At 57.2% G+C, this 20,252-nt stretch carries 17 protein-coding genes; all 17 read left to right on the forward strand.

Features of this window, described 5'->3' with window-relative positions:
- Window positions 1-102 precede the first annotated feature (102 nt).
- The 17 genes from mtnA (at window position 103) to QZR14_RS18250 (ending at window position 20,225) form a co-directional block, all read left to right on the forward strand.
- Window positions 103-1,179 carry an S-methyl-5-thioribose-1-phosphate isomerase gene (gene mtnA, locus QZR14_RS18170; RefSeq protein WP_311997310.1) on the forward strand — a complete coding sequence of 359 codons (1,077 nt, stop codon included), beginning with the start codon at window positions 103-105 and terminating at the stop codon, window positions 1,177-1,179.
- A gap of 434 nt (window positions 1,180-1,613) precedes the next feature.
- Window positions 1,614-4,388, forward strand: a complete 2,775-nt coding sequence (gyrA, locus tag QZR14_RS18175) for a DNA gyrase subunit A (protein WP_311997311.1) — start codon at window positions 1,614-1,616, stop codon at window positions 4,386-4,388.
- 210 nt (window positions 4,389-4,598) lie between these two features.
- A complete protein-coding gene (serC, locus tag QZR14_RS18180; protein ID WP_311997312.1) occupies window positions 4,599-5,684 on the forward strand; it encodes a 3-phosphoserine/phosphohydroxythreonine transaminase in 1,086 nt (361 codons plus the stop codon).
- Window positions 5,684-6,778, forward strand: coding sequence for a prephenate dehydratase (gene pheA / locus QZR14_RS18185; protein ID WP_016770924.1), 1,095 nt, complete (start codon window positions 5,684-5,686; stop codon window positions 6,776-6,778). Before serC ends, pheA begins: the two co-directional genes overlap by 1 nt.
- 12 nt (window positions 6,779-6,790) lie before the next feature.
- A complete protein-coding gene (hisC, locus tag QZR14_RS18190) occupies window positions 6,791-7,903 on the forward strand; it encodes a histidinol-phosphate transaminase (protein ID WP_311997313.1) in 1,113 nt (370 codons plus the stop codon).
- 28 nt (window positions 7,904-7,931) lie between these two features.
- Window positions 7,932-10,139 (forward strand): bifunctional prephenate dehydrogenase/3-phosphoshikimate 1-carboxyvinyltransferase, encoded by a 2,208-nt coding sequence (locus tag QZR14_RS18195; RefSeq protein WP_311997389.1) that lies wholly within the window; start codon window positions 7,932-7,934, stop codon window positions 10,137-10,139.
- A complete protein-coding gene (cmk, locus tag QZR14_RS18200) occupies window positions 10,136-10,825 on the forward strand; it encodes a (d)CMP kinase (RefSeq protein ID WP_250606030.1) in 690 nt (229 codons plus the stop codon). The genes QZR14_RS18195 and cmk overlap by 4 nt, the downstream gene beginning before the upstream one ends.
- Before the next feature lie 119 nt (window positions 10,826-10,944).
- Entirely contained in the window at window positions 10,945-12,630 is a 1,686-nt protein-coding gene (gene rpsA / locus QZR14_RS18205) for a 30S ribosomal protein S1 (protein ID WP_093435292.1), read from the forward strand.
- 204 nt (window positions 12,631-12,834) lie between these two features.
- Window positions 12,835-13,113, forward strand: coding sequence for a hypothetical protein (locus tag QZR14_RS18210; protein WP_250606031.1), 279 nt, complete (start codon window positions 12,835-12,837; stop codon window positions 13,111-13,113).
- 152 nt (window positions 13,114-13,265) lie between these two features.
- Window positions 13,266-13,562 carry an integration host factor subunit beta gene (ihfB, locus tag QZR14_RS18215; RefSeq protein WP_003189779.1) on the forward strand — a complete coding sequence of 99 codons (297 nt, stop codon included), beginning with the start codon at window positions 13,266-13,268 and terminating at the stop codon, window positions 13,560-13,562.
- A 30-nt stretch (window positions 13,563-13,592) separates the two neighbouring features.
- A complete protein-coding gene (locus tag QZR14_RS18220; protein WP_311997314.1) occupies window positions 13,593-13,832 on the forward strand; it encodes a lipopolysaccharide assembly protein LapA domain-containing protein in 240 nt (79 codons plus the stop codon).
- A 223-nt stretch (window positions 13,833-14,055) separates the two neighbouring features.
- A complete protein-coding gene (gene rfbB / locus QZR14_RS18225) occupies window positions 14,056-15,132 on the forward strand; it encodes a dTDP-glucose 4,6-dehydratase (RefSeq protein WP_311997315.1) in 1,077 nt (358 codons plus the stop codon).
- Window positions 15,129-16,022 carry a dTDP-4-dehydrorhamnose reductase gene (gene rfbD, locus QZR14_RS18230; protein ID WP_311997316.1) on the forward strand — a complete coding sequence of 298 codons (894 nt, stop codon included), beginning with the start codon at window positions 15,129-15,131 and terminating at the stop codon, window positions 16,020-16,022. The genes rfbB and rfbD overlap by 4 nt, the downstream gene beginning before the upstream one ends.
- On the forward strand, window positions 16,019-16,909 hold the full coding sequence (gene rfbA / locus QZR14_RS18235) for a glucose-1-phosphate thymidylyltransferase RfbA (RefSeq protein WP_311997317.1): 891 nt from the start codon (window positions 16,019-16,021) through the stop codon (window positions 16,907-16,909). Before rfbD ends, rfbA begins: the two co-directional genes overlap by 4 nt.
- 52 nt (window positions 16,910-16,961) lie before the next feature.
- Window positions 16,962-17,885, forward strand: coding sequence for a glycosyltransferase (locus QZR14_RS18240; protein ID WP_311997318.1), 924 nt, complete (start codon window positions 16,962-16,964; stop codon window positions 17,883-17,885).
- The gene (locus tag QZR14_RS18245; RefSeq protein ID WP_311997319.1) at window positions 17,882-18,835 is read left to right on the forward strand and encodes a UDP-glucose 4-epimerase family protein; all 954 of its coding nucleotides are present in this window, start codon (window positions 17,882-17,884) and stop codon (window positions 18,833-18,835) included. Before QZR14_RS18240 ends, QZR14_RS18245 begins: the two co-directional genes overlap by 4 nt.
- Window positions 18,836-19,232: 397 nt before the next feature.
- The gene (locus QZR14_RS18250) at window positions 19,233-20,225 is read left to right on the forward strand and encodes a glycosyltransferase family 2 protein (RefSeq protein WP_311997320.1); all 993 of its coding nucleotides are present in this window, start codon (window positions 19,233-19,235) and stop codon (window positions 20,223-20,225) included.
- Window positions 20,226-20,252 lie beyond the last annotated feature (27 nt).

The following is a 20,252-nucleotide window of genomic DNA, read 5'->3' on the forward strand; positions in this document are numbered from 1 at the left end:
TCGGTTCCAGTGCTTTTGTAAAGGATGGCGAAGTATACCCGAGCGTCTTCGCGGGGGGATCGCTATAATCGGCGGCTTTTGTTCATGAGTGCGGGGTGAGGGATGCGCGATCGACTGTTGGCTGCGGAGAAAGTAAAGGCCATCGATTGGCGAGATGGCGCGCTCCACCTGCTGGATCAGCGTATTTTGCCGTTCGAAGAGACCTGGATTGCCTACACCAGCGCCGCCGACGTGGCTGAGGCGATTCGTTCGATGGTGGTGCGTGGCGCGCCGGCCATCGGCATCAGTGCCGCTTATGGCATCGTCCTCGCGGCCCGTGCGCGGATCGCCGAAGGTGGCGACTGGTCGGCGGCGCTGGAAGAAGATTTCGCCTTGCTCGCCGATTCCCGTCCGACGGCAGTCAATCTGTTCTGGGCACTCGGCCGTATGCACGATCGTCTGGATCGCTTGAAAGAAAACGCCGACCCGCTGGCGGCGCTGGAAGCCGAAGCCCTCGCTATTCATGAAAGCGACCGTGAAGCCAACCTGACCATGGCCCAGCTCGGCGTTGACCTGATCCGCAAGCATCAGGGCAATGCCCAGGCGATTCTGACCCACTGCAATACTGGCGCGCTGGCGACCGGCGGGTTCGGTACCGCGCTGGGGGTGATTCGCGCGGCTTATCTGGAAGGCATGGTCGAGCGCGTTTATGCCGACGAAACCCGTCCATGGCTGCAGGGCTCGCGCCTGACTGCGTGGGAGTTGGCCAATGAAGGCATCCCGGTGACGCTGAATGCCGACTCCGCTGCGGCGCATATCATGAAAACCAAAGGCGTGACCTGGGTGATCGTTGGCGCGGACCGCATCACGGCCAATGGTGACGTCGCCAACAAGATCGGCACCTATCAACTGGCGGTCAATGCCATGCACCACGGCGTGCGTTTCATGGTGGTGGCGCCAAGTTCGACCATCGACATGAATCTGGCCAGCGGTGACGACATCCCGATCGAGGAGCGTGATGGCGCCGAGCTCCTCGAAGTGGGTGGCAAGCGTCTCGGCGCGGACGTTGAAGCGTTCAATCCGGTATTTGATGTGACGCCGGCGGACCTGATCGACGCGATCGTCACCGAGAAAGGCATCGTTGAGCGTCCGGATACCGTGAAAATGGCCCAGTTGATGTGCCGCAAACGCCTGCATTGATGCGGTGATACTCAATGTAGGAGCTGCCGAAGGCTGCGATCTTTTGATCTTGCTTTTTACAGGTCAGGATCAAAAGATCGCAGCCTTCGGCAGCTCCTACAGGTGTTTGGGGCCCTAAATGTCAATAAACATCGCTAAACCAAGCCTCAATTCTGCATTCAACGAAGCTCTGAGCCTCTCTCGTCCCCGTTAAGCCTGTCACCGGTCAACTAACTATGCTCCATGCGCATCAGGGGGATAGGTGCGTGGCGGCTCTTGTGATAACATCCGGCGTTTTCCGAGGCAGCTCCACGGAGCTGTCTTTACTGCGCAAATCCGCGATCCAATGTTGATTTGTCGTAAGTCGGTGCATGGCACTCGGCCTGCCCCGACGAGCTTCGTTGGTCCCATATGGATATGACGAAGTTTCACCAGAAAAAGGAATCAGGCTTCTCATGGGCGAACTGGCCAAAGAAATCCTCCCGGTCAATATCGAAGACGAGCTGAAACAGTCCTACCTCGACTACGCGATGAGCGTGATCGTCGGCCGTGCACTGCCGGATGCGCGCGATGGCCTCAAGCCCGTGCACCGTCGCGTACTGTTCGCGATGAGCGAGCTGGGCAACGACTTCAACAAGCCGTACAAGAAATCTGCCCGTGTTGTCGGCGACGTGATCGGTAAGTATCACCCGCACGGTGATACCGCGGTGTACGACACCATCGTCCGTATGGCCCAGCCTTTCTCCCTGCGCTACCTGCTGGTAGACGGTCAGGGCAACTTCGGTTCGGTCGACGGCGACAACGCTGCGGCCATGCGATACACCGAAGTGCGCATGACCAAGCTGGCGCACGAACTGCTGGCTGACCTGCACAAGGAAACCGTGGACTGGGTGCCGAACTACGACGGCACCGAAATGATCCCGGCGGTCATGCCGACCCGTATCCCCAACCTGCTGGTCAACGGCTCCAGCGGTATCGCCGTGGGCATGGCGACCAACATTCCGCCGCACAACCTCGGTGAAGTCATCGACGGTTGCCTGGCGCTCATCGACAACCCTGAGCTGACCGTCGATGAACTGATGCAATACATCCCCGGTCCGGACTTCCCGACCGCCGCGATCATCAACGGTCGTGCCGGCATCATTGAAGCCTACCGTACCGGTCGCGGGCGTATTTACATGCGCGCCCGCTCGATCATTGAAGACATCGACAAGGTCGGTGGTCGTCAGCAGATTGTCATCACCGAGCTGCCGTACCAGCTGAACAAGGCGCGTCTGATCGAGAAGATCGCCGAGCTGGTCAAAGAGAAGAAGCTGGAAGGCATCACCGAACTGCGCGACGAGTCCGACAAGGACGGTATGCGCGTCGTGATCGAACTGCGTCGCGGCGAAGTGCCTGAGGTGATCCTCAACAACCTCTACGCCCAGACCCAGCTGCAATCGGTCTTCGGCATCAACATCGTTGCGCTGATCGACGGCCGTCCACGCATCCTCAACCTCAAGGATCTGCTGGAAGCCTTCGTCCGTCACCGTCGCGAAGTGGTTACCCGCCGTACCGTGTTCGAACTGCGCAAGGCCCGCGAGCGTGGTCACATCCTCGAAGGCCAGGCCGTTGCCCTGTCGAACATCGACCCGGTGATCGCCCTGATCAAGGCTTCGCCGACACCGTCGGAAGCGAAAGAAGCGCTGGTCAGCACGCCGTGGGAATCCTCGGCTGTAGTGGCGATGGTTGAACGTGCCGGTGCCGATTCGTGCCGTCCGGAAAACCTCGATCCGCAATACGGTCTGCGTGAAGGTAAATACTTCCTGTCGCCAGAACAGGCGCAAGCCATTCTGGAACTGCGTCTGCACCGTCTGACCGGTCTGGAACACGAAAAACTGCTGGCCGAGTATCAAGAGATCCTCAACCAGATCGGCGAGCTGATCCGCATCCTCAACAGCGCCGTGCGCCTGATGGAAGTGATCCGCGAAGAGCTGGAAGTGATCCGCGCCGAATACGGCGATCAGCGTCGTACCGAAATTCTCGATGCCCGTCTCGACCTGACCCTGGGTGACATGATCCCGGAAGAAGAGCGCGTCGTGACCATCTCCCACGGTGGCTACGCCAAGACCCAGCCATTGGCTGCGTACCAGGCTCAGCGTCGTGGCGGTAAAGGCAAGTCGGCGACCGGCGTCAAGGATGAGGACTACATCGCTCACCTGCTGGTTGCCAACAGCCACACCACGCTGCTGCTGTTCTCCAGCAAGGGCAAGGTGTACTGGCTCAAGACCTACGAGATTCCGGAAGCGTCCCGCGCCGCCCGTGGCCGTCCGCTGGTCAACCTTCTGCCATTGAGCGAAGGCGAGTACATCACCACCATGCTGCCGGTCGATCTCGAAGCCATGAAGCGTCAGGCTGATGAAGAAGAAGCCGAAGGCGCCGAGGCGGATGTAGAAGAAATCGAAAACAGCAACGAGACCGACGAAGAGCGCCGCGCCCGTATCAAGGCTGCCGACCGCAAGAAGGCCCCGTTCATCTTCATGTCGACCGCCAACGGTACCGTGAAGAAGACTCCGCTGGTGGCCTTCAGCCGTCAGCGCAGCGTCGGTCTGATCGCGCTGGAGCTGGACGAAGGCGACATCCTGATCTCCGCTGCCATCACCGATGGCGAGCAGGAAATCATGCTGTTCTCCGACGGCGGCAAAGTGACTCGCTTTAAAGAGTCCGAAGTTCGCGCCATGGGCCGTACCGCCCGCGGTGTGCGTGGCATGCGTCTGCCAGAAGGGCAGAAGCTGATCTCCATGCTGATTCCGGAAAAAGGCAGCGAAATTCTCACCGCTTCCGAGCGCGGCTACGGCAAGCGCACGGCGATCACCGAGTTCCCTGAGTACAAGCGTGGCGGTCAGGGCGTTATTGCCATGGTCAGCAACGAGCGTAACGGCCGTCTGGTCGGCGCGGTTCAGGTGCAGGACGGTGAAGAGATCATGCTGATCTCCGATCAGGGCACCCTGGTACGTACCCGTGTCGACGAAGTGTCGAGCCTGGGCCGTAACACTCAGGGCGTCACGCTGATCAAGCTGGCCAAGGACGAAACCCTGGTCGGGCTGGAGCGGGTTCAGGAGCCTTCGGAAGTTGAAGGTGAAGAGCTTGAGGGTGAAGAGGGCGAGGAATTCGAAGGCACTGTCGTGAACGACGATGCCGTCGAAGACCAGCAACTCGACGCCGCAGCAGACGAAGAACCGCAAGAATAAGCGGACAAACGAGGGGGCGGATGAGAATTCGCCCCCTTGTTATTTGTCCGGTATGAATTTCCCCTGTAGGAGCTGCCGAAGGCTGCGATCTTTTGATCTTGAAGGTAAAAAACAGGATCAAAAGATCGCAGCCTTCGGCAGCTCCTACAGAGGTAGACCTATCAGATTTACAGATTTTTTGTGTATCACCAAGTCAGAGCGAGATTGGATGTGAGCAAGCGAGCCTATAACTTCTGCGCCGGTCCTGCGGCGCTTCCTGAAGCTGTCCTGCAGCGCGCCCAAGGGGAACTCCTTGATTGGCACGGCAAGGGTCTGTCGGTCATGGAAATGAGCCATCGCAGTGATGAGTTCGTGTCCATCGCCACCCAGGCCGAACAGGATCTGCGTGACCTGCTGAATATCCCGTCGAACTACAAAGTGCTGTTTCTGCAGGGTGGCGCCAGCCAGCAATTCGCGCAGATTCCGCTGAACCTGCTGCCGGAAAACGGCTCGGCCGACTATATCGACACCGGTATCTGGTCGCAGAAAGCCATCGAAGAGGCCTCGCGCTACGGTCACGTCAACGTTGCCGCCACCGCCAAGCCTTACGACTATTTCGCCATCCCGGGCCAGAACGAGTGGAATCTGTCGAAAGACGCCGCTTACGTCCACTACGCACCGAACGAAACCATCGGCGGTCTGGAATTCCAGTGGATCCCTGAAACCGGTGACGTGCCGCTGGTGGCGGACATGTCTTCGGACATCCTCTCGCGTCCGGTTGATATCTCGCGTTTCGGCATGATCTACGCCGGTGCACAGAAAAACATCGGCCCGAGCGGCATCGTCGTCAACATCATTCGCGAAGACTTGCTGGGCAAGGCGCGCGCGCTGTGCCCGACCATGCTCGACTACAAGGTCGCGGCCGATAACGGCTCGATGTACAACACCCCGCCGACGTTGGCCTGGTATTTGTCCGGTCTGGTGTTCCAGTGGCTGAAAGAGCAGGGCGGTGTCGAAGCGATCGCCAAACTGAATGACGTCAAGCAGCGCACGCTGTACGACTTCATCGATGCCAGCGGCCTCTACAGCAACCCGATCAACAAGTCGGACCGCTCGTGGATGAACGTGCCGTTCCGTCTGGCTGATGATCGTCTGGACAAGCCATTCCTCGCCGGCGCCGATGCGCGTGGTCTGCTCAATCTCAAGGGCCACCGCTCTGTGGGCGGCATGCGCGCCTCCATCTACAACGCCGTCGACATCACCGCCGTTAACGCGCTGGTGGCGTACATGGCTGAATTCGAGAAGGAACACGGCTGATGTCCGAGCAAGAACTCAAGGCACTGCGCGTTCGCATTGACGCTCTGGACACCAAAGTCCTCGAGCTGATCAGTGAGCGTGCGCGTTGCGCCCAGGAAGTCGCGCGAGTAAAGATGGCCTCGCTGGCCGAAGGCGAAGTGCCGGTGTTCTATCGTCCTGAGCGCGAAGCTCAGGTGCTCAAACGGGTGATGGAGCGCAACCAGGGGCCGCTGGGCAACGAAGAGATGGCGCGGTTGTTCCGCGAAATCATGTCGTCGTGCCTGGCGCTGGAGCAGCCGCTGAAAGTGGCGTATCTCGGCCCTGAAGGCACCTTCACCCAGGCTGCAGCGATGAAGCACTTCGGTCACGCGGTGATCAGCAAGCCGATGGCGGCGATCGACGAAGTGTTCCGTGAAGTGGCGGCCGGTGCGGTGAATTTCGGCGTGGTGCCGGTGGAAAACTCCACCGAAGGCGCGGTCAACCACACGCTGGACAGCTTTCTTGAGCACGACATGGTCATCTGTGGCGAAGTCGAGCTGCGTATTCACCATCACCTGTTGGTCGGTGAAAACACCAAGACTGACAGCATCAGCCGCATCTATTCCCATGCGCAGTCGCTGGCCCAGTGCCGCAAGTGGCTGGACGCGCATTACCCGAATGTCGAGCGCGTTGCGGTATCGAGCAACGCCGAAGCGGCCAAACGGGTTAAAGGCGAGTGGAACTCGGCGGCGATTGCCGGCGATATGGCGGCTGGTCTGTATGGCCTGACCCGTCTGGCCGAGAAGATCGAAGATCGTCCGGACAACTCGACGCGCTTCCTGATGATCGGTAACCAGGAAGTGCCGCCGACTGGTGACGACAAGACTTCGATCATCGTTTCGATGAGCAACAAGCCAGGTGCGCTCCACGAGCTGCTGGTGCCGTTCCATGACAACGGGATCGACCTGACCCGGATCGAAACCCGTCCGTCGCGCAGCGGCAAATGGACCTACGTGTTCTTCATCGACTTCGTCGGCCACCACCGTGATCCGTTGATCAAGGGTGTGCTGGAAAAGATCAGTCAGGAAGCAGTGGCACTCAAAGTGCTGGGTTCCTACCCGAAAGCAGTTCTCTAAGGGCGGTAGCAAATGAGTGGTAACTTCCTCGCTCTGGCACAGCCGGGCGTGCAACAACTTTCGCCGTACGTTCCGGGCAAGCCTGTGGACGAACTGGCGCGCGAGCTGGATCTGGATCCGGCAAAAATCGTCAAACTGGCGAGCAACGAAAACCCGCTGGGCGCCAGTCCGAAAGCCTTGGCGGCGATCCGTGAAGAACTGGCCGAGCTGACCCGTTACCCGGACGGCAACGGTTTCGCGCTGAAATCGCTGCTGGCCGAGCAGTGCCGCGTCGAGCTGAACCAGGTCACCCTGGGCAATGGCTCCAACGACATTCTTGAGTTGGTCGCGCGCGCCTATCTGGCGCCGGGCCTGAATGCGGTGTTCAGTGAGCACGCGTTTGCGGTGTATCCGATCGCCACTCAGGCGGTCGGCGCGCAGGCCAAAGTGGTTCCGGCGAAGGATTGGGGGCACGACCTGCCTGCGATGCTTGCGGCCATTGATGCCAATACCCGCGTCGTGTTTATCGCCAACCCGAATAACCCGACCGGTACCTGGTTCGGCGCAGAGGCGCTGGACGAGTTCCTGCAGGATGTTCCGGAGCATGTGCTGGTGGTGCTCGACGAGGCTTACATCGAGTACGCCGAAGGCAGTGATCTGCCGGACGGTCTGGATTTCCTCGCCGCTTACCCGAACCTGCTGGTTTCGCGCACGTTCTCCAAGGCTTATGGTCTGGCGGCATTGCGTGTTGGTTATGGCCTGTCCACCCCGGTGGTGGCGGATGTGCTGAACCGTGTGCGTCAACCGTTCAACGTCAACAGCCTCGCCTTGGCGGCGGCCTGTGCGGCACTGAAGGACGACGAGTATCTGGCGCAAAGCCGTCAGCTCAACGAGGCGGGCATGCAGCAGTTGCAAGCCGGTTTCCGTGAGTTGGGCCTGAGCTGGATCGAATCCAAGGGTAACTTCATCTGCGTCGACCTCGGTCAAGTAGCCGCTCCGGTATTTCAGGGCTTGCTGCGCGAAGGCGTGATCGTGCGTCCGGTGGCCAACTACGGCATGCCGAACCACCTGCGGGTGACCATCGGTCTGCCGGCGGAAAACAGCCGCTTCCTCGAAGCGCTGCGCAAGGTTCTGGCTCGTGGGTGATGTCACTGCACTGCAATCTGCTGCACCTATGATCGGGCGCCTGGTGGTGGTCGGTCTGGGGTTGATCGGTGGTTCGTTTGCCAAAGGCTTGCGTGAAAGCGGCGTCTGCCGCGAAGTGGTCGGGGTCGATCTCGACCCGCAATCGCGCAAGCTGGCGGTCGAGTTGGGTGTGGTCGATCGTTGTGAAGACGACTTGGCAGCTGCATGCCAGGGCGCTGACGTGATTCAACTGGCCGTGCCGATCCTGGCCATGGAAAAAGTGCTCGCGCGTCTGGCGGGTATGGATCTTGGACAGGCGATTCTGACTGATGTCGGCAGCGCCAAAGGCAACGTGGTACGCGCGGCAACCGAAGCGTTCGGTGGTATGCCGGCGCGTTTCGTGCCAGGCCATCCGATTGCCGGTTCCGAGCAGAGCGGGGTGGAAGCCTCCAATGCAGAACTGTTCCGTCGCCACAAAGTGATCCTTACGCCGCTTGAGCAAACCGATCCGGCCGCATTGGCCGTGGTCGATCGTCTGTGGCGCGAATTGGGCGCCGACGTCGAGCACATGCAGGTCGAGCGTCACGATGAGGTGCTGGCCGCGACCAGCCATTTGCCGCACCTGCTGGCCTTTGGTCTGGTCGACTCGTTGGCCAAGCGCAATGAAAATCTTGAGATCTTCCGTTACGCTGCGGGCGGTTTCCGCGATTTCACAAGAATCGCCGGAAGCGACCCGGTGATGTGGCACGACATCTTCCTCGCCAACCGCGAGGCTGTCCTGCGCACACTCGATACATTTCGCAGCGACCTCGACGCCTTGCGCGACGCGGTCGATGCAGGGGATGGGCACCAATTGTTGGGCGTTTTCACGCGCGCCCGGGTTGCCCGCGAGCATTTCAGTAAAATCCTGGCCCGCAGGGCCTATGTGGACGCTATGAATTCCAACGATCTGATCTTCCTGGCTCAACCTGGTGGCCGCCTGTCCGGTCGGATTCGCGTACCGGGTGATAAATCGATTTCCCACCGCTCGATCATGCTCGGCTCGCTGGCCGAAGGCGTCACCGAAGTGGAAGGTTTCCTTGAGGGCGAAGACGCCCTGGCGACCTTGCAGGCATTTCGCGACATGGGCGTGGTCATCGAAGGCCCGCACCACGGCCGCGTAACCATCCATGGTGTCGGCCTGCACGGTCTGAAACCGGCGCCGGGCCCGATCTATCTGGGCAACTCCGGCACTTCGATGCGTCTGCTGTCCGGCCTGTTGGCTGCGCAGAACTTCGACAGTGTTTTGACTGGCGATGCGTCGCTGTCCAAGCGTCCAATGAATCGTGTGGCCAATCCGCTGCGTGAAATGGGCGCCGTGATCGAGACCGCTGCCGAAGGTCGTCCGCCGATGACCATTCGCGGTGGTCACAAGCTTAAAGGCCTGACCTACACCATGCCGATGGCCAGTGCTCAGGTGAAATCCTGCCTGCTGCTTGCTGGTCTGTACGCTGAAGGCAAGACCACGGTGACCGAGCCGGCTCCGACTCGCGACCACACCGAGCGCATGCTGCGTGGCTTCGGTTATCCGGTGAGCGTTGATGGCGCCACGGCGTCGGTCGAGTCCGGTGGCAAGCTGGCCGCGACCCATATCGAAGTGCCGGGTGACATCTCGTCGTCGGCGTTCTTCCTCGTCGCTGCATCGATCGCTGAAGGTTCGGAGCTGGTGCTTGAGCATGTCGGCATTAACCCGACCCGTACCGGCGTGATCGACATCCTGCGTTTGATGGGCGCGGACATCACTCTGGAGAACCAGCGTGAAGTCGGCGGCGAGCCTGTGGCCGACCTGCGCGTGCGGGCAGCTAAACTCAAAGGTATCGAGATTCCCGAAGCGCTGGTTCCGCTGGCCATCGACGAATTCCCGGTGCTGTTCGTGGCGGCTGCCTGCGCCGAAGGGCGTACCGTGCTGACTGGCGCTGAAGAGCTGCGGGTCAAGGAATCGGATCGTATTCAAGTGATGGCGGACGGCCTGTTGGCGCTGGGCGTGAAATGCCAGCCAACCCCGGACGGCATCATCATCGACGGCGGCCAGATTGGCGGCGGCGAAGTGCATGGTCATGGCGATCACCGTATCGCGATGGCGTTCAGCGTTGCCTCGTTGCGCGCTACTGCGCCAATCCGCATCCATGATTGCGCCAACGTCGCGACGTCGTTCCCGAACTTCCTCGCGCTGTGCGGGCAGGTGGGTATTCGTGTGGCACAAGAGGCTCAGTCGTGAAAAACATTGCACCGGTCATCACCATTGATGGGCCAAGCGGCTCGGGCAAAGGCACCGTAGCCGGGATTCTGGCCAAGCGTCTGGGCTGGAACCTGCTGGATTCCGGTGCGTTGTACCGCTTGCTGGCATTTGCTGCACGTAACCATGGTGTCGACCTCACCAATGAAGAGCTGCTGAAGAAACTCGCTGCTCATCTGGATGTTCAGTTCATTGCGGCGACCGACGGTCAGTTGCAACGGATCATTCTGGAAGGTGACGAAGTCAGCGATGTCATCCGTACCGAAAGCGTCGGCTCCGGTGCTTCGCAAGTGGCGGCATTGCCGGCCGTGCGCGAGGCGCTGCTGCAGCGCCAGCGTGCTTTTCAGGAAGCGCCGGGCCTGGTAGCCGACGGCCGCGACATGGGCACGGTGGTTTTTCCGGATGCACCGCTGAAGATTTTCCTGACCGCCAGTGCCGAGGAGAGAGCTCGCCGTCGATATTTGCAGTTGAAGGGCAAAGTCGAGGGTGTTAGTCTGTCGAGTCTGCTAGATGAGATCCGTGCTCGCGACGAGCGTGACACCCAGCGAGCGGTAGCCCCGCTTAAGCCGGCGGCTGACGCCATACAGCTGGATTCCACGGAGTTGTCCATCGATCAGGTGCTTGAACGCATCATGAGCGAAATCGCCATTCGCGATATCGCCGGGTGACCAAGAAGGCCGCAGGGGACCAGTCATAGTCCTGCAGCGCTTCTTTTATATGAAACTAACCCACACCGTCTGGGGTGTGGAGATGGGCGTATCCTTCGCCCTCATTTACAGGAATTAAAATGAGCGAAAGCTTTGCGGAACTCTTTGAAGAAAGCCTAAAAACCCTGAACCTTCAGGCAGGCTCCATCATCACCGGTGTTATCGTTGATATCGATTACCAAGCTCGCTGGGTAACCGTTCACGCTGGCCTGAAGTCTGAAGCACTCATCCCGCTTGAGCAGTTCTACAACGACGCTGGCGATCTGACTATCAATGTCGGTGACGAAGTTCACGTTGCGCTGGACTCGGTTGAAGACGGTTTCGGTGAAACCAAGCTGTCCCGTGAAAAAGCCAAGCGCGCTGAATGCTGGATCGTTCTGGAAGCAGCCTTCGCAGCTGAGGAAGTGGTCAAGGGCGTTATCAACGGTAAGGTTAAAGGCGGCTTCACTGTCGACGTTAACGGCATCCGTGCGTTCCTGCCAGGTTCCCTGGTTGACGTCCGTCCAGTGCGCGACACCACGCACCTGGAAGGCAAAGAGCTGGAATTCAAGGTCATCAAGCTGGACCAGAAGCGCAACAACGTTGTCGTTTCCCGTCGCAGCGTCCTGGAAGCCGAGAACTCCGCCGAGCGTGAAGCTCTGCTGGAATCCCTGCAGGAAGGCCAGCAAGTCAAAGGTATCGTCAAAAACCTCACCGATTACGGCGCATTCGTCGATCTGGGTGGCGTGGACGGCCTGCTGCACATCACCGACATGGCCTGGAAGCGCATCAAGCATCCTTCCGAGATCGTCAACGTTGGTGACGAAATCGACGTTAAGGTTCTGAAATACGATCGCGAACGCAACCGTGTTTCCCTGGGCCTGAAGCAACTGGGCGAAGATCCATGGGTTGCTATCAAAGCCCGTTACCCAGAAAGCACTCGCGTTACCGCTCGTGTAACCAACCTGACCGACTACGGCTGCTTCGCTGAGCTGGAAGAAGGCGTTGAAGGTCTGGTACACGTTTCGGAAATGGACTGGACCAACAAGAACATCCACCCTTCGAAAGTCGTACAAGTCGGCGACGAAGTGGAAGTTATGGTTCTGGACATCGACGAAGAGCGTCGTCGTATCTCCCTGGGCATCAAGCAGTGCAAATCTAACCCATGGGAAGATTTCTCTGGCCAGTTCAACAAGGGCGATAAAATCTCCGGCACCATCAAGTCGATCACCGATTTCGGTATCTTCATTGGTCTGGACGGCGGCATCGACGGTCTGGTTCACCTGTCCGACATCTCCTGGAACGAAGTGGGCGAAGAAGCCGTACGTCGTTTCAAGAAGGGCGACGAGCTGGACACCGTTATCCTGTCGGTTGACCCAGAGCGCGAGCGTATCTCCCTGGGTATCAAGCAACTGGAAAGCGATCCGTTCTCCGAGTACGTCTCGGTTAACGACAAAGGCGCAATCGTTACTGGCACCGTGAAAGAAGTTGACGCCAAAGGCGCCATCATCGTTCTGGCCGACGATATCGAAGCGACTCTGAAAGCCTCCGAAATCAGCCGTGACCGCGTTGAAGACGCGCGCAACGTTCTGAAAGAAGGCCAGGAAGTAGAAGCCAAGATCATCAGCGTTGATCGTAAGAGCCGTGTAATTCAGCTGTCGATCAAATCGAAAGACGATGCTGAAGAGAAAGAAGCTATCCAGAGCCTGAAAGAAGGTGAAGCTGCTGCTCCTGCCGATACCACTATGGCTGCACTGCTGCGTCAAGCAATGGCCAAACAGAACTAAGTTCTGCTTGATCATGAAAAAGGGCGACTTCGGTCGCCCTTTTTTGTGCCTGCGATTTAGTGCTCACGGCTTGTGTGGGGTTTTTAGTGAAACCAATCTTGCTTCCGGGTGGTCTGTTTCTTTAATCGGATCAATCGCCTATTCACGACTAAGCTTGGTCTTAAGTGTGTAGTCGTCGGGCAGTTGCCTGGCATAAGGAAGTGGATGAACAAGTTTATTGTCCTCATGGCTGTACTGGTTCTGGCTGGCTGTACGACCAGTGCCAAGACCCATGCCGTGCGTGGTGTCAGTGGTATAGAGGTCGACTGCTCCGGATTGGGCTCTGGCTGGGAGAAATGTCAGAAGCGCGCGGCAAAGGAGTGCAAGGGGGCGGGATACAAGGTGGTCACGCGATCGGATGATGCCAAGGACGAAGATGAGTTTCCTTTTGGCTTCAATCCGGCGGGCTACGTCACGCGCACCATGCTGGTGATCTGTCGATAAGCATGCATTGCTCAGTTTGTTGCTTTGATGCCCTGAAAATGGGCGTTTCGACGCCAAGGAAGATATGTCAATCCCTGGGCTGTTCAAAATCTTCCGGGCGTGCTAAAACCTTTCAAGCGCTGATCTAGCTGCTTGAAAAAGAAGGGAAAAATATGACGAAGTCGGAGTTGATCGAACGAATTGTCACCCATCAAGGGCTACTCTCATCCAAGGATGTGGAGCTGGCCATCAAGACCATGCTTGAACAAATGTCCCAGTGTCTGGCCACCGGTGATCGTATCGAGATCCGTGGGTTTGGCAGCTTCTCCCTGCATTATCGTGCGCCGCGTGTGGGTCGCAATCCGAAGACCGGCCAGTCGGTCAGTTTGGACGGCAAGTTTGTTCCGCATTTCAAGCCGGGCAAAGAGTTGCGTGATCGGGTGAACGAGGAAGAGGAGGAGGGGGTTTGATCTTCGCTATTAAAATTCGAGGGGGCGTGAATGCGTAACTTGAAACGCATACTGCTTGGCGTATTTCTTCTGCTGATGGTTCTGATCGTTCTGGCTTTTGTGCTTGAGAATCAGCAGTCGGTTTCGCTTTTGTTTCTTGGTTTTTCCGGCCCGCAGTTGCCAGTGTCTCTGGTTGTGGTGTTGGCGCTGTTGCTTGGAATGCTGATCGGCCCTGTGCTGGGCTGGTTCCTGGGGCGTTCGTCAAGACTTGCACGCAAGCGACTGGTCTGAAAACGACAGGCGCACGGCGTCTGTCGAAATTGCGCCACAGTCTGTCTTTATCCATTAGTAAAACCATCATTAAGCTGTAAAATGCAGCCCTTGTTCGATCGTGCCTTAACGCATGTCGATTCAGACTGACTCTGACGGATGCCAACTGATAGTTGCTTCTGCATTCATGGATTAGACCGCGCTCGCTTGCAGCGCTGTCCGCAGCTCAAGGGTATCGTTTCGCGTGAAAATTCTAGTTACCGGCGGCGCCGGCTTCATTGGCTCGGCAGTCATACGTCACATCATCTCCAACACTTCCGATGCGGTGGTCAATGTCGATAAGCTGACTTACGCTGGCAATCTGGAATCGTTGGTAGAAGTCAGCCAGAATTCGCGTTACGCCTTCGAGCGTGTCGACATCTGTAATCGTGATGAAATCGATCGTGTTTTGCGTGAGCACCAGCCTGATGCAATCATGCATCTGGCGGCAGAGTCCCACGTCGACCGCTCCATCTCCGGCCCGTCTGAGTTCATTCAGACCAATATTATCGGCACTTACACGTTGCTTGAAGCCGCACGCCATTACTGGGCTGCTTTGGATGATGCGCGCAAAGTGAACTTCCGTTTCCATCACATTTCGACTGACGAAGTTTACGGAGACCTCGAAGGTCCGGAAGATCTCTTCACCGAAACTACGCCTTACCAGCCAAGCTCGCCATATTCGGCCAGCAAGGCCAGCTCTGACCACTTGGTTCGTGCCTGGGCGCGAACTTATGGCTTGCCTGCGTTGGTTACCAACTGCTCGAACAACTACGGTCCATGCCACTTCCCGGAGAAGCTGATCCCGCTGATCATTCTCAATGCGCTGGAAGGCAAGCCTCTGCCGGTTTATGGCAAAGGCAACCAGGTTCGTGACTGGCTGTATGTCGAAGATCACGCGCGCGCGTTGTACAAAGTCGTCACCGAAGGCGTGATCGGTGAGACTTACAACATCGGCGGTCATAACGAAAAACAAAACATCGAAGTGGTGCATACCCTGTGTGCGTTGCTCGATGAGTTGCGCCCTGATTCTGTCCATCGTCCTCATGCCAGCCTGATCACCTATGTTCAGGATCGCCCTGGTCATGACGTGCGTTATGCCATCGATGCGAGCAAGATCCAGCGTGAGCTGGGTTGGACTCCGGAAGAGACTTTTGAAACCGGTATTCGCAAGACCGTCGAATGGTATCTGAATAACACTGAGTGGGTGGAGCACGTGAAGAGCGGTAGCTACCAGCAGTGGATTGATCAGAACTACGCGGATCGCTCGAATAAAGCATGAAGATCCTACTTCTAGGAAAGAACGGGCAGGTGGGCTGGGAGCTGCAACGTTCCCTTGCTCCGCTTGGCGAACTCGTCGCTCTTGATCGTCACCTTGTTGATGGCCTCAGCGGTGATCTGTCGAATCTTGAATCCCTGCGTGCAACGATTCGTCAGATAAAGCCCGACGTTATTGTAAATGCCGCTGCCTATACGGCGGTCGACAAAGCTGAATCGGAAACCGAGTTGGCGGATCGCGTAAACGGCCTTGCGAGTGGCGTGATGGCAGAAGAAGCCGCATCGCTGGGCGCATGGCTGGTTCACTACTCAACGGATTATGTTTTCAGTGGCGAAGGCGTAACGCCATGGCAAGAGACAGACCCTGTTGCGCCGGTGAACCATTACGGCGCCAGCAAGCTCGCCGGCGAGCAGGCAATTATCGCGTCGGGTTGCAAGTATCTAATCTTCCGTACCAGCTGGGTTTACGGTGCCCGCGGCAACAACTTCGCCAAGACCATGCTGCGGTTGGCGAAAGATCGCGAAACGTTGAGCGTTATCGCAGATCAGATCGGAGTGCCGACCGGGGCTGATCTGATCGCTGATGTTACGGCGTTGGCTATACAGCTAGTTATCAAGCGTCCAGAGTTGGCCGGCCTCTATCACTTGGCTGCTGCGGGCGAAGTTTCCTGGCATGGATATGCCAGTCATGTCATTGACTTCGCAAAAGCTCAAGGCGAGGAGTTGGCTGTGACGACGGTCAATCCGATCGAAACAACTGCTTATCCGACACCTGCGCAACGCCCTCTGAACTCGCGCTTGAGTACTCAGAAGCTGCGCGACAATTTTTCTCTACACTTGCCGGACTGGCAAAGTGGTGTAACCCGAATGCTTAGGGAAGTTCTGAACAAATGACCACGACAAATCGTAAAGGCATCATCCTCGCTGGTGGTTCGGGCACTCGCTTGCACCCGCTGACCCTCGGGGTTTCCAAGCAGATGCTGCCAATCTACGACAAGCCGATGATCTTTTATCCGCTGTCGGTGCTGATGTTGGCAGGTATGCGCGAAATTCTGATTATCTCTACCCCTGAAGACTTGCCTTGTTTCCGCAAGCTTCTGGGGGATGGAAGTCTGTATGGCATCAAATTGACTTATGCCGAGCAGCCAAGTCCCGATGGCTTGGCGCAGGCCTTTATCATCGGAGAAGAGTTCATCGGCAGCGATCCTTGCTGTCTGATACTGGGCGATAACATCTTTTACGGCCAGCACTTCTCCGACAATCTTCGTTCGGCCACCAACCAGCAGCAGGGTGCAACGGTATTCGGTTACCACGTTTCCGATCCGGAGCGTTTTGGTGTTGTGGAGTTCGACGGCTCCGGTCGCGCGCTGAGCATCGAAGAAAAACCGCTAACGCCAAAATCCAGCTATGCCGTGACGGGCCTGTATTTTTATGACAATCAGGTGGTTCAGATTGCCAAGAACATCAAGCCTTCGGAGCGTGGAGAACTGGAGATCACCGACGTCAATCGTGCCTACCTTGAGCAGAAGTCGCTGAATGTAGAAATGCTGGGTCGTGGTTTCGCCTGGCTGGATACCGGAACCCATGATTCCCTGCTAGAAGCAAGTCACTTCGTTCACACCATTGAGCAGCGTCAGGGCTTGAAAGTCGCCTGCCTGGAAGAAATTGCCTATCACAACGGCTGGATTACCGCCGAACAACTGGCCGCTCAAGCTGATGCACTTAAGAAGACTGGTTACGGCCAATACTTGCAGAAGCTTTTGGACACGCCTTCACGCTGATCGAAGAGCCTTTTTCGAACAGTAGTGTTTAACCGGTCTAATCAGGATTGGCATGCCAGTAGAACGTCCCAAGGTTGCAGTGTTGCTGGCGGCTTTCAACGGCATGCGTTGGATCGAGGAGCAGTTGGACTCGATCCTTGGCCAGTCAACTGTCGATGTAACTGTCTATGTCAGTATCGACCCTTCCTCTGACGGTACCGAAGCATGGTGCGCGGATTATGCCGCGCGCCATGCTCAAGTGATCGTCCTGCCTGAAGCCGGCAGCTTTGGGGGGGCGTCGCGTAATTTCTTCAGGCTGATTCGCGATGTGCCTGTCGATGAATATGACTTCATCGCATTCGCTGACCAGGATGATGTCTGGAATCTCGACAAGCTTGATCGCGCGATCCAGGCGATCAAGTTGCGCCAGGTTGACGCCTACTCCAGCAGCGTCACGGCCTTCTGGGCGGACGGGCGGGCTTGTCTGGTAGATAAAGGGCAGCCGCAAGTTGCGTGGGATTATTTGTTCGAAGCCGCCGGTCCGGGTTGTACTTATGTCATGAGTCGTCGACTGGTGACGCAGTTGAAGGTGTCGATGCTCGCCAATTGGGACGAGTTGCAGCAGGTTAGCCTGCATGACTGGTATTGCTACGCCTACAGCCGCAGCCACGGTTTTCGCTGGTTCATTGATCCGCTGTCATCCATGCAATATCGCCAGCACGAGCAAAATCAGGTGGGGGCGAATACCGGCCTCGGTTCATTGATTAATCGATACAAGACGATTCACGATGGTTGGTGGTTCTCCCAGGTGCGATTGATCGCCAAACTGGTGGGTGTCGCGGACGATGCGTTCGTGCGTCGCTGGTTGCCGTTAGGGCGCAGACAGTTGCTGAGATTGTCCCTGAGTGCCCGGCATTGCCGGCGTCGAACGAGGGATAAGGTGTTTTTCTTCTGTATTTGTTGGGCCACTGCGGTCATTGGGAAAAAAGCTGAATGACGAAGCGCCGGGTATTGGTTACGGGTGCCACCGGGTTTGTCGGTGAGGCAGTGGTTTTTCGCATGTTGCTGGACAAGGCGTATGCGCCTGTTGCCGCCGTGCGCGGTGAAAGCCGGTTGAGCGGTTTGTGCGATGTGGTGTCGTTCGATTTGAGCGCCAGCGTTGAACTGCCAGCGTTGATGCAGATTGATACGGTGGTTCACTGTGCAGCCCGCGTCCATGTGATGAGTGATACTGCCGCAGACCCTCTGGCAAAATTTCGTGAGGTCAACGTCCAAGGCACAACGCGTCTGGCGCGCAAAGCGGCCGAGGCGGGTGTCAGGCGTTTTCTCTTCATCAGTTCGATCAAGGTCAACGGTGAAGCGACATTGCCCGGAATGCCCTTCAAGGCTGACGATCAGCCCGCACCCGTTGATCCCTATGGTGTTTCCAAATGCGAGGCGGAAGAGCGCTTGCGTGAAATCGGTCGTGAGACCGGCATGGAGATTGTCATCATCCGTCCGCCGCTGGTGTATGGCCCGGGCGTAAAAGCCAACTTCCTCAGCATGATGAGCTGGTTGCGCAAGGGCTTGCCGTTGCCATTGGGGGCGTTGCGAAATCAGCGCAGTCTGGTAGCTCTGGGCAATCTCGTGGATCTGATTGTTACCTGTATTGCGCACCCCGCAGCGGCGAATCAGACGTTTCTGGTCAGCGATGGCGAAGACTTGTCTACCACTCGCTTGCTGCGGCGTATGGCGGCGGCTCTGGATAGGCGGGCCTTGTTGTTGCCTCTGCCGCAAATGCTGCTGCGAGCTGCTGCACAATTGGTGGGTAAAGGGGACATGGCGCAAAGACTTTGCGGTTCACTGCAGGTCGACATCAATAAAACCCGCTTGCTGTTGCAGTGGTCGCCTCCTTTCAGTGTCGACAAGGCCTTGAAGGTCACAGCGATGCATTACCTCGATCATTGATCAATTCGCGTGCTGTTTTCGAATGGGGTTGAAGGTGTCGGGGAGTAGTGGCCGTCGATCTGCAAGTGCCAATTGGCAGAATGCCACCCCTTTTGCCAATGCAGGGCGCTTGATACCCTACGCACCCCAAACCAATGCAGCTTTGCCGGGTTATTGAAGTTCAATCCAGGCGGATGGGGTTTCTATTTTCCGGTGCTGTGAATGCCCGACCGTATTTCCTGTAGTGATATCACCGGGCTATTAAGTGGCTTTGACTCATTGTTATAATGGCAAATTTTGCGCAGTCGGAGCGGCCCATGAGAAGAGCATGTAAGGCTTGCCCCAATGATAGTGCGCAGTTTGATGGCGGGCGAATCAACCCCGTCATTATTTTATCCTTAACGCAATGGAGTGCTCGGTGGTAGTCCCTCTTCCGCAAGCTGTTCAGACAGGCGATTTACCTCCCCGTGAGCCGGGTAAAGGTTCGCACGCTTCGCGCGTCACAATCCTTATGTGTACTTACAACGGTGAGCGTTTTCTGTCTCAACAACTGGATTCCATTGCTCGTCAAAGTTTTCAGAATTGGGATGTCGTCGTATCGGATGATGGCTCAACCGATGCAACTCTGGATATTTTGCGCCAATACGCCGGGGCTTGGGGTGAAGGCAAGCTGACTGTCCGGCAAGGTCCAAAGCGAGGTTTCGCTGCGAACTTTCTGTCGCTGGCCTGTGTTGCCCACGCTCAGTCCGATTTTTACGCATGGGCCGATCAGGATGATATCTGGCAAGACGCCAAACTTGAGATCGCTCTCAAGTCGCTGCAGCATCTGCCGATGGATATTCCAGCGTTGTATTGCGCGCGTACTGAATTGATTGACGATGCGGGAGCTGTGATCGGCTATTCGCCATTGTTCGCACGGCCGGCCAGTTTTGCCAATGCATTGGTGCAGAGCCTTGCTGGTGGCAACACCATGGTCTTCAATCGTTCGGCGCGAACTCTATTTCAGGAGGCTGGGGCGCATCTTGATATAGTGTCCCATGACTGGTGGGCCTACCTGTTGGTGACCGGTGCGGGTGGACAAGTTGTCTATGATCATACCCCGACCATCCTCTACAGGCAGCACGATACCAATCTGATCGGTTCCGACATGGGCGTACGTGCGCGTTTGGCAAGAGTGCGCATGATGTTCAGCGGGCGTTTCAAAGGATGGAACCAGAGAAATATCGCTGCCCTTGAATCGATTCGCGCACGGTTGAGTGAAGAGAATAAATCGACTCTGGATCTTTTTCAGAAAGCCCGAAAATCCCGAGGCACGGCTCGATTCTTATGGTTGAAACGGTCCGGCGTCTATCGACAGACTATGTGGGGGAGTCTGGGACTGATTCTGGCCGCGGTCATTAATAGAATATGAAGATATTCGTGCCTGAAGGATGCTTTA

This window comes from Pseudomonas sp. rhizo66, assembly GCF_031931925.1.
In the GTDB taxonomy this organism is placed as follows: Bacteria; Pseudomonadota; Gammaproteobacteria; order Pseudomonadales; family Pseudomonadaceae; genus Aquipseudomonas.

What these genes read in the sequence shown, in the direction of transcription:
- mtnA (WP_311997310.1), top strand. Translation starts at nt 103, where the DNA reads ATGCGCGATCGACTGTTGGCTGCGGAGAAAGTAAAGGCCATCGATTGG.
- gyrA (WP_311997311.1), top strand. Translation starts at nt 1,614, where the DNA reads ATGGGCGAACTGGCCAAAGAAATCCTCCCGGTCAATATCGAAGACGAG.
- pheA (WP_016770924.1), top strand. Translation starts at nt 5,684, where the DNA reads ATGTCCGAGCAAGAACTCAAGGCACTGCGCGTTCGCATTGACGCTCTG.
- hisC (WP_311997313.1), top strand. Translation starts at nt 6,791, where the DNA reads ATGAGTGGTAACTTCCTCGCTCTGGCACAGCCGGGCGTGCAACAACTT.
- QZR14_RS18195 (WP_311997389.1), top strand. Translation starts at nt 7,932, where the DNA reads ATGATCGGGCGCCTGGTGGTGGTCGGTCTGGGGTTGATCGGTGGTTCG.
- rpsA (WP_093435292.1), top strand. Translation starts at nt 10,945, where the DNA reads ATGAGCGAAAGCTTTGCGGAACTCTTTGAAGAAAGCCTAAAAACCCTG.
- QZR14_RS18210 (WP_250606031.1), top strand. Translation starts at nt 12,835, where the DNA reads ATGAACAAGTTTATTGTCCTCATGGCTGTACTGGTTCTGGCTGGCTGT.
- ihfB (WP_003189779.1), top strand. Translation starts at nt 13,266, where the DNA reads ATGACGAAGTCGGAGTTGATCGAACGAATTGTCACCCATCAAGGGCTA.
- QZR14_RS18220 (WP_311997314.1), top strand. Translation starts at nt 13,593, where the DNA reads ATGCGTAACTTGAAACGCATACTGCTTGGCGTATTTCTTCTGCTGATG.
- rfbD (WP_311997316.1), top strand. Translation starts at nt 15,129, where the DNA reads ATGAAGATCCTACTTCTAGGAAAGAACGGGCAGGTGGGCTGGGAGCTG.
- rfbA (WP_311997317.1), top strand. Translation starts at nt 16,019, where the DNA reads ATGACCACGACAAATCGTAAAGGCATCATCCTCGCTGGTGGTTCGGGC.
- QZR14_RS18240 (WP_311997318.1), top strand. Translation starts at nt 16,962, where the DNA reads ATGCCAGTAGAACGTCCCAAGGTTGCAGTGTTGCTGGCGGCTTTCAAC.
- QZR14_RS18245 (WP_311997319.1), top strand. Translation starts at nt 17,882, where the DNA reads ATGACGAAGCGCCGGGTATTGGTTACGGGTGCCACCGGGTTTGTCGGT.